This is a genomic window from Pseudomonas sp. GW822-FHT01E03, assembly GCF_058802985.1.
Window position 1 is genome coordinate 229,343 of record NZ_JBXAOQ010000004.1, and the last position, 12,775, is coordinate 242,117.

General features: G+C 58.3%; 14 protein-coding genes. 4 read left to right on the forward strand and 10 right to left on the reverse strand.

Translation table 11 applies throughout. The annotated features are described in order from the left end of the window. Positions 1-75: 75 nt before the first annotated feature. Entirely contained in the window at positions 76-1,293 is a 1,218-nt protein-coding gene (locus AC1RP7_RS09845; RefSeq protein ID WP_007972320.1) for an argininosuccinate synthase, read from the forward strand. A 150-nt stretch (positions 1,294-1,443) separates the two neighbouring features. Here AC1RP7_RS09845 and AC1RP7_RS09850 read toward each other — a convergent pair whose 3' ends face one another. After that, on the reverse strand, positions 1,444-2,142 hold the full coding sequence (locus tag AC1RP7_RS09850) for a hypothetical protein (protein WP_407514590.1): 699 nt from the start codon (positions 2,140-2,142) through the stop codon (positions 1,444-1,446). Between the two features lie 59 nt (positions 2,143-2,201). Between AC1RP7_RS09850 and AC1RP7_RS09855 the strand changes: the two genes are divergently transcribed. Together AC1RP7_RS09855 and AC1RP7_RS09860 are read left to right on the forward strand one after the other, a co-directional pair. Beyond that, positions 2,202-2,414, forward strand: coding sequence for a hypothetical protein (locus AC1RP7_RS09855; protein ID WP_493181245.1), 213 nt, complete (start codon positions 2,202-2,204; stop codon positions 2,412-2,414). Between the two features lie 274 nt (positions 2,415-2,688). Beyond that, positions 2,689-3,315: a response regulator transcription factor gene (locus AC1RP7_RS09860; RefSeq protein WP_008053528.1), complete on the forward strand. Its 627-nt coding sequence runs from the start codon at positions 2,689-2,691 to the stop codon at positions 3,313-3,315. A gap of 83 nt (positions 3,316-3,398) precedes the next feature. On the opposite strand, the gene AC1RP7_RS09865 is transcribed toward AC1RP7_RS09860, so the two are convergent. From AC1RP7_RS09865 to metG, 8 genes are all read right to left on the reverse strand, one after another. Continuing rightward, complete coding sequence (locus AC1RP7_RS09865) at positions 3,399-3,578, reverse strand: PA3496 family putative envelope integrity protein (protein WP_007972325.1); 180 nt, start codon at positions 3,576-3,578, stop codon at positions 3,399-3,401. 106 nt (positions 3,579-3,684) lie between these two features. Further along, a complete protein-coding gene (nth, locus tag AC1RP7_RS09870; protein WP_102671233.1) occupies positions 3,685-4,323 on the reverse strand; it encodes an endonuclease III in 639 nt (212 codons plus the stop codon). A 25-nt stretch (positions 4,324-4,348) separates the two neighbouring features. After that, a complete protein-coding gene (locus AC1RP7_RS09875) occupies positions 4,349-4,933 on the reverse strand; it encodes an Rnf-Nqr domain containing protein (RefSeq protein WP_493181244.1) in 585 nt (194 codons plus the stop codon). Then, positions 4,926-5,537, reverse strand: coding sequence for an RnfABCDGE type electron transport complex subunit G (locus AC1RP7_RS09880; RefSeq protein ID WP_493181242.1), 612 nt, complete (start codon positions 5,535-5,537; stop codon positions 4,926-4,928). The genes AC1RP7_RS09875 and AC1RP7_RS09880 overlap by 8 nt, the downstream gene beginning before the upstream one ends. Continuing rightward, positions 5,534-6,520: an RnfABCDGE type electron transport complex subunit D gene (locus AC1RP7_RS09885; protein WP_057713442.1), complete on the reverse strand. Its 987-nt coding sequence runs from the start codon at positions 6,518-6,520 to the stop codon at positions 5,534-5,536. Before AC1RP7_RS09885 ends, AC1RP7_RS09880 begins: the two co-directional genes overlap by 4 nt. Next, positions 6,507-7,520, reverse strand: a complete 1,014-nt coding sequence (gene rsxB / locus AC1RP7_RS09890; protein ID WP_407514598.1) for an electron transport complex subunit RsxB — start codon at positions 7,518-7,520, stop codon at positions 6,507-6,509. The genes AC1RP7_RS09885 and rsxB overlap by 14 nt, the downstream gene beginning before the upstream one ends. Then, positions 7,517-8,086, reverse strand: coding sequence for an electron transport complex protein RnfA (locus tag AC1RP7_RS09895; RefSeq protein WP_154860461.1), 570 nt, complete (start codon positions 8,084-8,086; stop codon positions 7,517-7,519). Before AC1RP7_RS09895 ends, rsxB begins: the two co-directional genes overlap by 4 nt. A 253-nt stretch (positions 8,087-8,339) precedes the next feature. Beyond that, the gene (gene metG / locus AC1RP7_RS09900) at positions 8,340-10,391 is read right to left on the reverse strand and encodes a methionine--tRNA ligase (protein WP_056726133.1); all 2,052 of its coding nucleotides are present in this window, start codon (positions 10,389-10,391) and stop codon (positions 8,340-8,342) included. A 332-nt stretch (positions 10,392-10,723) separates the two neighbouring features. On the opposite strand from metG, the gene apbC reads away from it, so the two are divergent. Beyond that, a complete protein-coding gene (apbC, locus tag AC1RP7_RS09905) occupies positions 10,724-11,818 on the forward strand; it encodes an iron-sulfur cluster carrier protein ApbC (RefSeq protein ID WP_223459660.1) in 1,095 nt (364 codons plus the stop codon). A 121-nt stretch (positions 11,819-11,939) separates the two neighbouring features. Here the strand turns inward: apbC and AC1RP7_RS09910 are convergent, their stop codons facing one another. Beyond that, positions 11,940-12,698 carry an SDR family oxidoreductase gene (locus AC1RP7_RS09910; protein ID WP_223501961.1) on the reverse strand — a complete coding sequence of 253 codons (759 nt, stop codon included), beginning with the start codon at positions 12,696-12,698 and terminating at the stop codon, positions 11,940-11,942. Positions 12,699-12,775: the final 77 nt, after the last annotated feature.

Genomic DNA, 12,775 nt, shown 5'->3' on the forward strand with positions numbered 1-12,775 from the left:
TGTCGCGCCACTGTAAATTATTCTGCATGAGCGGTAGACTTCCCGGCTTTCCGTAGAACCCCGTGGAGTGATGGCATGGCGGACGTAAACAAGGTCGTTCTGGCGTATTCCGGCGGCCTGGACACTTCGGTGATCCTCAAGTGGCTGCAGGATACTTATAACTGTGAAGTAGTGACCTTCACCGCTGACCTGGGTCAGGGCGAAGAGGTCGAACCTGCACGCGCCAAGGCTCAGGCCATGGGCGTCAAAGAGATCTACATCGACGACTTGCGCGAAGAGTTCGTGCGCGATTTCGTTTTCCCGATGTTCCGCGCCAACACCGTTTACGAAGGCGAGTACCTGCTGGGTACTTCCATCGCTCGTCCGCTGATCGCCAAGCGCCTGATCGAAATTGCCAACGAAACCGGTGCAGACGCCATTTCCCATGGCGCCACCGGCAAGGGTAACGACCAGGTTCGTTTCGAGCTCGGTGCGTACGCCTTGAAGCCAGGTGTGAAAGTGATCGCTCCTTGGCGCGAGTGGGACCTGCTGTCCCGTGAAAAGCTGATGGATTACGCCGCGAAGCACGCGATTCCGATCGAGCGCCACGGCAAGAAGAAGTCCCCGTACTCCATGGATGCCAACCTGCTGCACATCTCCTATGAAGGCGGCGTGCTGGAAGACACCTGGACCGAGCACGAAGAAGACATGTGGCGCTGGACCGTTTCCCCGGAAAACGCTCCAGACAAGCCGCAGTACCTGGAACTGACCTACCGCAACGGCGACATCGTCGCGCTGGACGGCGTCGAAATGACTCCGGCCACCGTGCTGGCGACCCTGAACCGTATCGGTGGTGAGCACGGTATCGGCCGTCTCGACATCGTCGAGAACCGCTACGTGGGCATGAAGTCCCGTGGCTGCTACGAAACCCCTGGCGGCACCATCATGCTGCGTGCCCACCGTGCGATCGAATCGATCACCCTGGACCGCGAAGTGGCTCACCTCAAGGACGAGCTGATGCCCAAGTACGCCAGCCTGATCTATACCGGCTACTGGTGGAGCCCTGAGCGTCTGATGCTGCAACAGATGATCGATGCGTCCCAGGTCAACGTGAACGGCGTTGTGCGCCTGAAACTGTACAAGGGCAATGTGATCGTCACTGGCCGCAAGTCCGACGACTCGCTGTTCGACGCCAACATCGCTACCTTCGAAGAAGATGGCGGCGCGTACAACCAGGCGGATGCCGCGGGCTTCATCAAGCTCAACGCCCTGCGCATGCGCATTGCGGCGAACAAAGGCCGGAAGCTGTTCTGAGACCTTTGATATCGTGATGGATACCTGACCTCGTCCTCGACGAGGTCAGGTACCTGAAAACGGAGTGTGATACCAGTTACTGTGTTGTCGGGTGTTTTCGTTTCCGCTGATGATTTACTGTTTTTCTCCTTCTCGATGGCCTGACCTGTACTACAGGTTGCTGTTCGCCGGTTGCCCGGCGTGATCGATGACCGACAATCTGTGCGAGTCCGGATTGTAGGCCACATAAAAGGCGGCACCGCGTTTGCTGGCCTGCTTTGTATGTCCAAGCGCACTGGCTTTCAGTAATTTCTCCGAAACGGCACAAGTGACAAACAGAATCACGTACGCCGTCTTTTCCCGTGGCCTCTGGATTTTTTCCAGCAGCGCTCCAAACTCGACCTCTTCGCTCATCCAGCGTACATCAACGATGTACAGGTCTTTTACCGGTTCCGGTAACTGAAGGTGATGCTGAACAGAGACAGTGGTTTGCAGACCAATCCCGGTTGGCGGGTCCTGTGCGCCACAGGGCGTTCGGGCTGACCGCCAGTCATTCGCTGACGTTTCCAGTGTGGGGTTTTCAGGTGGTTTTGCGGACGCTTTTTTTTCCGAGCGCCCAACATCATCCATGACCTTCATGAAGTGCTTTCCCTTTTCAAAATCGGAGGGTGCATAAAGTGATTTATAGTTGAAGTTGAGTGTCGCGAAGAAAAGCAAAAGTAAATAAAACGGAAAGCTGATCAGGAACCAGACGTAGAGTTCTCTTTCCTCCTGATCAAGGAAGGGTAGAGAGACGGCTGCCGACGTTTCAGAGAGCGCTGCGAATATCGCGATAATTGTCATTGGGTTGGTGATTCGTTTTTTTATCATATTCTGTACTCATGCTGGGTTGTCTGTTCTCGAGTGGTTTATGAAGTTGGTTCGATGTGATGCCTATTGTAGTGATTATGATTGTCTGCTGGTTTTTAACAGGTTTTTATTTGTTTGCTGTATTGCTCTTCGGTTTCTTGAATTTTTGGCGTGTTTTAATGATTGCTCAAAAAATATTATTTGCTGTAAGAGTAATTGGATGCGAAGTGTGTGATATTTCTGGTGTGAGTGTTGTGTGCGAAAATATCAGTTACGTTTTAGCGGAAAGGTAGGGGCTAGTGTTTGTCAGGGCGCGATCGGATCAAGCTGGCTCTCGAAAAAATCTGGTCGTAAATCGACACAGGTGGCTGCTGGAAAGTGCGACACACTGACGCTGATACAGTTTTAAATTCATTCTGTTCGAGGGATTTTTGTAGGAGGAATCCGTGTTGTTTGTAGGGGATGTCTCTTGGTGTGGGTGGCCGGGAGGGGCGACATGCCATGGGTGAAACGACTAGGCTATTGTGCGGGCTCTAAAAATTCGAACAGCGAAAATTGGACTTGCCCATGAATAAAGTGCTGATCGTGGATGATCACCCCGTCATTCGTCTTGCGGTACGTATGCTAATGGAGCGTCATGGCTACGAAGTTATTGCAGAAACCGATAATGGTGTGGACGCACTGCAACTAGCCCGAGAACTTATGCCGGACATTGTCATTCTGGATATCGGGATTCCGAAGCTGGACGGGTTGGAAGTTATCGCGCGTTTGTCTTCGACTTCAATGCCGATGAAAGTGCTGATTTTGACTTCCCAGGCGCCGGGACATTTTTCGATGCGTTGCATGCAATCCGGTGCAGCCGGTTATGTCTGCAAACAACAAGATCTCACGGAGTTGCTCAGTGCAATAAAGGCCGTTTTGTCAGGCTACAGTTACTTTCCTAATCAAGCCTTGCATACCGTACGATGCAGTTTGGGGAATGCCAGTGAGGCCGATATGGTCGATCGATTGTCGGGGCGGGAAATGATGGTCCTGCAGCAGTTGGCCCGAGGAAAGACCAATAAAGAGATTGCCGATGGGATGTTTCTCAGCAATAAAACAGTCAGTACTTACAAGACCCGCCTGTTGCTCAAGCTGAATGCGCGGTCTCTGGTCGATCTGATCGAACTGGCACAACGCAATGGTCTGGTGTGATGGCATAACTGCGCGACAAGGGGCGCCTATCGGGGTACGGCACTTAGCAAAAAAAAGCCTCCGTTTCGGGAGGCTTTCAGGTGTCATAAATCAAAATCGTAATCGGCCAATTGCTTTTGCAGTCGGCGCTCCTCCAGCAGGTTGTCGATGGTGCGGCGTTTGCTCAGATTAGTTTTCGCTACTTCAACCACCGGTTCAGCGTCATCGGTTTCGGCGGTGGTGAAATCGTCTTCTACGTCTAATTGCTCTTTGCCAGTACTCATTTAGTTGCTCCAGGCTAAGAAGGCCTTTGGCGCCCCTTATATCGACATTCTCCCGGCGGGTAAAAAAGATTTTTTCAATCGACAAATCAATAAACCCAATAGCGCCTCAATCGTCGGAGGTTTTGTGCTTGTATTCGCACAAGTCCTCGATCCGGCAGCTTCCGCATCGGGGCTTGCGGGCCAGGCAAACATAGCGACCATGAAGGATCAGCCAGTGATGGGAGTCGAGCAGGTACTCCCTGGGCACGAATTTCATCAGTTTTTTCTCGACTTCCACCACATTCTTGCCGGGAGCAATGCCAGTCCGGTTGCTGACCCTGAAAATATGCGTGTCGACGGCCATGGTCAGCTGACGGAATGCCGTATTGAGTACCACATTGGCGGTCTTGCGGCCGACGCCGGGCAGTGCTTCCAGCTCTTCGCGGGTTTGTGGGACCTCGCCGGCGTGACGCTCGACCAGCAAACGGCAGGTTTCGATCACGTTTTTCGCTTTGCTGTTGTACAGCCCGATGGTCTTGATGTACTCCGACAGCCCTTCGACACCCAGGGCATGCATCGCTGCCGGGGTATTGGCGACCGGGAAAAGCCTGGCTGTGGCCTTGTTGACGCCGACATCGGTGGACTGCGCCGAGAGAATCACGGCAATCAGTAATTCGAAGGGGGAGGAATAGGCCAGTTCGGTCTTTGGTTCCGGGTTGTCCTCGTGCAGTCGGCGGAAGATTTCCAGACGTTTTGCGGCATTCATGGGCGGTGCGTTTCCTCGAAGGCAATCAATGTGTGGGCGTCGGGCGCCAGGCCTGCCAGGCGGCGATCATGAGTCCGAGCAGGATGAACCCGCCAGGGACCAGTGTGGTCAGGCGCAGCCCGCCGTCAGCCACCAGCACCCAGCCATGCCAGTCAGTTTGCGTTGCACCGAACAGCCACGATAGATGGTTTCCAAGTGTTCCGTTGCCGATGAGTTCGCGCAGCAGGCCCAGCGTGATCATCAGCGTGGCAAACAGGCTATTGAGTCGCAGGCGTTGACGCCAATCGCTCTGAAAGACCCCGGTGTGTTCCAGTACAACGCATTGCAAGGCGATCAAGGCTCCATAAATCCCCAGATGCTGCTGCCATTGCAGCGACCAGGCTTGTGCCATGAGTTCCGCGCAACTGGTGAGGGTGGCTGCCAACAGGATACTGGCCAGCATACGGGTCGCCGGGACCAGTCGAGATCGCAGGGCACCCATGGCCAGACCGAACAACTGAGTCACCACCATGAACATCAGGCACAGGCCAACTGCAGTCATCAGCGAGTGGGTGACGCCGATCAGTGGCGTCAGCATCAAGGCGTTGCGCAGAGTCGATGAGTTATCCATGGGCAGGGATTCCGAGCAATTGTTGCCGGTGTTCATCGAAGTAGCGCAAGGCATCGTGGACGGCATTGATCACCGCTCTTGAGGTGATGGTTGCGCCTGCGATCTGATCGAACTGTCCCTGATCCTTTTTCAGCGCCCAGCCGCTGTCACCGGGTTCTGTTCGAGACTTGCCGGAAAAAACCTGGAGCCAGGCATTGGGCCAGTCGGCGATCCGAGCCCCCAGTCCAGGTGTTTCCGACTGTTTGAGGGTTTTGACGCCCAGCAACCTGCCATTGGCGTCGACTGCGATCAACAGGTCGATGGCACCGGCGTAGCCAAGGGTTTGACTGCGCAGCAAGACCGCGACGGGCTGATCGGCCCGGGTCGCCAGATAACCACCCAGCAAGGTGCTGTTGGTCAGTGCGATCGCTTCTATCGTTATGGGGTGTTCGAGTGGTTGATTGTCGTAGCTGTCCGGCGCGATCAGGTCCAGCAGGTTACGGCTGTCGATCAGGCGCTGTTCGGCTGCAATGCGTGGCGCGCTGCCGAGTTGTACGAAGTACGTCACGCCAAGGCCCAGTGCGGCCAAAAGCACCACAAGCGCGATGCTTGATGTCCGGTTCATGGCGCCTCCGGCTGTTGCCTGGCCGCCACGAACCGCTCCAGCGCCGGCACGCACAGGTTCATCAACAGCACAGCGAAGGCGATGCCGTCCGGGTAGCCACCCCAGGTACGAATCAGATAAGTGAGAAGCCCAACACCAGCGCCGAACAACAGTTTCGCGCCAGGGCTTCTGGCGCCGGACACCGGTTCGGTGATGATGAAGAACGCACCCAGCATGGTCGCGCCGGTCAGCAGATGAAACAACGGCGAGCCATGGGAGTCGGAGCCCGAGCCGTTCCAGCACAACAGGCTGATGATGAACAGGCTGGCCAGCATGCCGACCGGTGCATGCCAGCTGATCACCCTTCGTTGCAGGAGAAACGCTCCACCCGCCACAAAGGCCAGGTTCACCCATTCCACCCCCCGGCCGCCAAAGTGGCCGAATGCCGGGTTGCCGGCAAACAGTTCATCCATGGTCAGGCTTTTGTTGATCCGCAGACTGTCCAGTGCCGTGGCCTGCACCCACGCATCCGGCACATGGCCGATGCCAAACACGTGCTGCAGGCCGCTCAACAGATCCATGCCATGGGGCAATGGCCAATGGGTCATTGGTTGGGGAAAGGTCACCAGTACCAGAGCCAAGCCAAGCATCGCCGGGTTGAAGGGATTCGAACCGACGCCACCATACAAGTGCTTGCCGAACACCATCGCAGAAGCGGCAGCACTGAGGGTCAGCCACCATGGGCAGTAAGGCGGCAGTGCCAGAGCCAGCAATGTGGCACTGACCAGCGCGCTACCGTCACTCAAAGTTGGCCCCGGCGGCTGCTTGCGCCATTGCACGACGGCGGCCTCGACGGCCAACGCGGCAGTGGCCGCCAGAAGCAGATTGATCAACACACCCCAGCCGTACAGCCAGAACGCCGCCAGGATTCCCGGCAGCGTGGCCAACAGCACCAGTTTCATCGCCTGTTGCAGGCGATCATCCACCGCGTCAAGGGCTGGCATGGGCGTCCACCAGGCGTTCGGCTTCACCGAGTGCGCGTTCCAGGGCTTCGATTTGTTCCGCTGGTGCTTCGTTGGCCTGAGCCTTCTTGAGTTCGGCGCGGCGCATGGCCAACTGGATCTTGGCCCGTTTCAGATCGGCATCATTTGACGACGCAGCCGCGACCGTCGGTGCAGGGGAAGGTGGAGCGGCGCTTTCCAGTTGCGCCAGGTTTTGTTCGGCGGCTTCGAACTGTTGTTGCAGTGCGATCAACTGCGATTGCTGTTCGAAGGTCGGCGGATGCCCGAAGGCCTTCAGCGATTTGTGCAACTGCGCCCGACTCATCGCCACCTCGATCTTGGCCTTTTTCAGCGCGGCATCGGCATTGGCGGTTTTCTGTGCGCGGACGCGCTCGAGGGCTGCCTGCACCGGGTCGGCTGTCGTCTCGGCAGGTTGTGCGGCTCGCTGCCTTGCCTGGCGCTCGGCGATTTTCTGTTGCTCCTCACGCTGCAAGCGGGCATTGCGTTGTTCGAAGCGGCGCCGTGCGTGATCGCGCTTGAGGTTGCGGGCCTGCCGCGCCTGCGGTGTGAGGGCCAGGCCCCCGACAACAGGCAGTACAGTGTTCGGCTGCAGTGGGCGCATTTCGATGCAGTCCACCGGGCACGGTGCCACGCAGAGATCGCAACCGGTGCACTCATCAATGATCACCGTGTGCATCAGCTTGGCCGCGCCGACGATGGCATCGATCGGGCAGGCCTGAATGCACTTGGTGCAACCAATGCACTCGGCCTCGCGGATATAGGCGATCTGCGCAGGTGCCGAGCCGCGAGTGATATCCAACTCCAGCACCGGCACCTTCAGCAGTTCAGCCAGGGCCGCGATGGTTTCGTTGCCTCCGGGAGGGCACTTGTTGATCGGCTCACCGCTGGCTATGCCTTCGGCATACGGCTTGCACCCGGGGTGCCCGCACTTGCCGCATTGGGTTTGCGGCAAGAGTGCGTCGATGCATTGAATCAGACTCATGTTTTGATCAGTCCGCTGAATCCGAGAAAAGCCACTGCGATCAGGCCGGCACCAATCAGGTCGATCGGCAAGCCGCGAAAGGGCAGGGGAACATCGTTGTCGGCCGTGCGTTCACGCAAATCAGTGAACAGGCTCAACACCAGCCAGAAGCCCAACCCTGCACCGAGGCTCAAGGCAGTGGCGTGAAAAAAACCCTTGTCTTCCTGAGCATTGAGCAGGGCCACGCCGAGTACGCCAGCATTGCCCAGCAGCAACGGCCAGAGGCCTTCGAATGGTAGTGTCGAAAACAACCGCGCCAGCAACTTCAGCAACGGGCTGATCAGCAGCACGCTCAATGGCAGAAACACAAACAGACGCAGCGGCGTCAATTGTAGTGGCACCAGCATCCATTGATAGAGCGCGTAGCCGAGCATGCCCACGACCAGCATCAGGCATGTCGTCGCAATGCCCAGGGCATGTACCTGACGACGCTGACCGGCCAACAGTGGATCGACGGCCAATGGCCATTGCAACACGAGGTTGTTGATCAGGGCAGCGCTGATAAGCGTAAGCAGGATTTCGGTCATTGTTCGTGCCGACAAGAACGGTAGTTTTTGTAGGAGCGAGCTTGGTCCGGGCGGCGTTCCGGCGATGGACTCAAGGGCGCTGCGTTCAACCTGTGGACACGCATAATCGTTAACGACCATCGCGAACGAGCTCGCTCCTACAGGAGATGGTCTAAAAAGCTTAGGCATTATCCGGCAAGGCGGGAGGGTGGGCCAGACATGAAAATCCCACAGCCGCGCCAGGCACGACTGTGGGATCGATTTGCCGCAGACCTTACTTGATGCGCTGGCCAGGCTTGGCGCCGCTGTCAGGGCTGAGCAGGTAGATTTCTTCTCCGCCAGGGCCTGCCGCCATCACCATGCCTTCGGAGATACCAAACTTCATTTTCCGTGGCTTGAGGTTGGCGATCATCATGGTCAGGCGCCCATCGAGCTTGGACGGGTCCGGGTAAGCGCTCTTGATCCCGGAGAACACGTTGCGTTGCTCGTCACCGATATCCAGGGTCAGGCGCAACAGCTTGTCGGCACCTTCCACGTGTTCAGCCTTGACGATCAGCGCGACACGCAGGTCGACAGCGGCAAAGGTGTCGAACTCGATTTCCGGCGACAGCGGATCCTTGGCCAGTTCGCCATTGCCGGCAGGTGCGGCTTCGCCAGTGTCGGTCTGGCTGGCGGTCAGGTCTTCTTTCGAGGCGTCGGTCATGGCTTGCACTTTTACCGGGTCGATGCGGGTCATCAGCGGCTTGAACTCGTTCAGCTGGTGATTGCCGAGCAAGGTCGCGTGATCGTTCCAGGTCAGCGGCGCGACGTTGAGGAACGCCTCGGCGTCGGCGGCCAGCAGCGGCAGCACCGGCTTGAGGAAGATCACCAGTTGGCGGAACAGGTTGACGCCTGTGGCGCAGATGGCCTGGACTTCATCCTGTTTGCCTTCCTGTTTGTTCAACGACCACGGCGCCTTGTCGGCGATCCAGGCGTTGGCGCGGTCGGCCAGGCCCATGATCTCGCGCATGGCACGGGCAAAGTCGCGGGCTTCATAGGCGTCGGCGATACCTGGCGCGGCGGCCAGGAAGGCTTCGGTCAGTTCAGGCGCGGCGTTGGTGTCGACCATTACGCCGGCATTGCCCTTGTTGATGAAACCGGCACAACGGCTGGCGATGTTGACGACCTTGCCCACCAGGTCGGAGTTGACCTTCTGCACGAAGTCTTCGAGGTTCAGATCGAGGTCATCAACGCCACGGCCCAGCTTGGCCGCGTAGTAATAGCGCAGGTATTCCGGCGACAGGTGGTCCAGGTAGGTCCGGGCCTTGATGAAGGTGCCGCGGGACTTGGACATTTTCTGACCGTTGACAGTCAGGTAGCCGTGCACGTTGATGCCGGTCGGCTTGCGGTAGCCCGCGCCCTCGAGCATGGCTGGCCAGAACAGGGCGTGGAAGTTGACGATGTCCTTGCCGATGAAGTGGTACAGCTCGGCGGTGGAGTCCTTGCCCCAGAACGCGTCGAAGTCCAGCTCCGGCGTGCGGTTGCACAGGTTCTTGAAGCTGGCCATGTAACCGATCGGCGCATCCAGCCACACGTAGAAGTACTTGCCCGGCTCGTCGGGGATTTCAAAACCGAAATACGGTGCATCGCGGGAGATGTCCCACTGTTGCAGGCCGGCATCCAGCCATTCGGCGATCTTGTTGGCGACGGCATCCTGCAGGGTGCCGCTGCGGGTCCAGGTTTGCAGCATTTGCTGGAAGTCTGGCAGCTTGAAGAAGAAGTGCTGGGAATCCTTGAGCACCGGTGTGGCGCCGGAGATCGCCGACTTCGGATCCTTCAGGTCGGTCGGTGCGTAGGTCGCACCGCATTTTTCGCAGTTGTCGCCGTACTGGTCTTCGGTGCCGCATTTCGGGCAGGTGCCCTTGATGAAGCGGTCGGCCAGGAACATTTTCTTTTCCGGGTCGAAGTACTGGGTGATCGAACGCGTGGCGATGTGCCCGGCGTCACGCAGCTTCAGGTAGATCTGGCTCGACAGCTCACGGTTTTCTTCGGCGTGAGTGGAGTGGAAATTGTCGAAGTCCACCAGGAAGTCGGCAAAGTCGGCGCTGTGTTCAGCCTGGACGTTGGCGATCAGTTGTTCCGGGGTGATGCCTTCCTTTTCCGCGCGCAGCATGATCGCCGAACCGTGGGCGTCGTCGGCGCAGACATAGATGCATTGATTGCCGCGGTGCTTCTGGAAGCGCACCCACATATCGGTCTGGATGTATTCCAGCATATGGCCGAGGTGAATCGAACCATTGGCATAGGGCAGGGCGCTGGTGACGAGGATCTTGCGTGGCTCGGACATGGGGCTCGGCTACTTGATGAAACGGAGGTCGGCCACTATAAAGCGCCGGCGCATATTTTTCACCCTGTGAGCCTGTTTCCGGATGCATAGCTGGTGAAAACTGTGGCGAGGGGGCTCGCCCCCGTTCGACTGCGCAGCAGTCGTAATAAGGCTGATGCGATCCAATTGTCGGAACCGGGCTGCCGGGATTGGGGCGGCTTCGCCACCCAACGGGGGCAAGCCCCCTCGCCACATGAATGCCTTCGCAACAAATGGTCTACAGGCATGCCGCCTCGGGCGCAGAACAGGTACGATACCCACTATCTTTTCCAGTCCTGTTTTCGGAGTTGCCCATGAGCGCCGTCAATCGCGCAGCGGTGGAAGCCGTCCTTCGCCAATACACCGACCCTTACCTGAACCAGGACCCGGTCAGCGCCGGGTGCGTGCGCAACATCGAGATTCAGGGCGACCGCGTCAGCGTTCAGCTTGAATTGGGTTACGCCGCCGGTCTGTTCAAGAGTGGCTGGGCGCAGATGCTGGAAATGGCCATTCAGGGGCTGGATGGCGTGGCAAGTGCCAAGGTCGAAATCACCAGCGTGATCGCCGCGCACAAGGCTCAGGCGCAGATTCCCGGCTTGGCGAACGTGAAAAACGTGGTGGCCGTGGCGTCCGGCAAGGGCGGCGTGGGCAAATCCACCACGGCGGCCAACCTGGCCCTGGCTCTGGCCCGGGAAGGCGCCAAGGTCGGGATTCTCGATGCGGACATCTACGGCCCGAGCCAGGGCATCATGTTCGGCATACCCGAGCGTACCCGGCCCGAGGTCAAGGATCAGAAATGGTTCGTTCCGCTCAAGTCCCATGGCGTCGAAGTGATGTCCATGGCTTTCCTCACCGACGACAACACGCCGATGGTCTGGCGCGGGCCGATGGTTTCGGGCGCCCTGTTGCAACTGGTCACCCAGACCGCGTGGGGTGACCTGGATTACCTGGTCATCGACATGCCGCCAGGCACCGGTGACATCCAGTTGACCCTGGCGCAGAAAGTGCCAGTGGCCGGTGCGGTGATCGTGACCACCCCGCAGGACCTGGCATTGCTGGACGCACGCAAGGGCGTGGAAATGTTCCGCAAGGTCAACATCCCGGTGCTGGGCGTGGTGGAGAACATGGCCGTGCACATCTGCTCCAACTGCGGACATGCCGAGCATCTGTTTGGCGAAGGCGGTGGTGTGAAACTGGCTAATCAGTATGGCGTTGAACTGCTGGCTTCGCTGCCGCTGTCGATGGTCATCCGCGAGCAGGCCGATGGCGGCAAGCCAACAGTGATCGCCGAGCCTGATAGCCAGATTGCGATGGTTTACCAGGAACTGGCCCGCCATGTCGGCGCGCGGATCGTGTTGCAGGAAGCGTTGACGCCTGCGATGCCGAACATCAGCGTCAGCGACGACTAATAAGCTGAAATACGAATCCCTGTAGGAGCGAGCCTGCTCGCGAAGGTGCATCATTCGACACCGCGGTGCCTGACACACCTTCGCGAGCAGGCTCGCTCCTACAGTTGTTCTTTGTCGCGTCTTAGATCCGCAACCCGCCATCCATCTCCAGAATCCGACCGGTGTAATAGTCGTTCTCGAAGATGTAAGCCGCCGAATGGGCGATTTCCTCAGGCTTGCCCATGCGCTTGAGCGGGATCCCCGCAGTCATCTTCTCCAGCGCTTCAGGCTTCATGCCCAGGGTCATTTCGGTTTCGATGAAGCCCGGTGCAATGCCGGCGACGCGAATGCCGTAGCGTGCCAGCTCCTTGGCCCAGGTCACGGTCGCCGCAGCAACACCGGCCTTGGCGGCGGAGTAGTTGGTCTGACCGACGTTGCCGGCGCGGGAAATCGACGAGATATTGATGATCGCGCCAGTGTTGTTCAGCTCGACCATTTTCGCCGCGACTTCACGGGTGCACAGGAACACGCCGGTCAGGTTGACGTCGATGACGGCCTGCCACTGGGCCAGGCTCATCTTGGTCATTTCGCCATCCTTGACCTTGAGCAACAGGCCGTCGCGCAGGATCCCGGCGTTGTTGATCAAGCCATGGATCGCGCCGAAGTCTTCAGCGACCTGGGCAACCATGTGGGTCACTTGCTCTTCGTTGGCCACGTTGCACAGGTAGGCGCGGGCCTCGACACCTTGGGCCTTGCAGGCCGCGACGGCGTCGTCGAGTTTTTCCTGGTTCAGGTCCACCAGCGCGAGTTTCGCGCCCAGGCCTGCGAAATACTCGGCCATGGAGCGGCCTAAACCCTGGCAACCGCCAGTGATAATGATTACTTTGTCAGTGAGTTGCATTCGCATGCCCCGGTAGCAGGTCTGAGTGGTTTCCTTTAGAGAGCCTCTCGATCTGCGCCTGACCTGGCTTGGCTGCA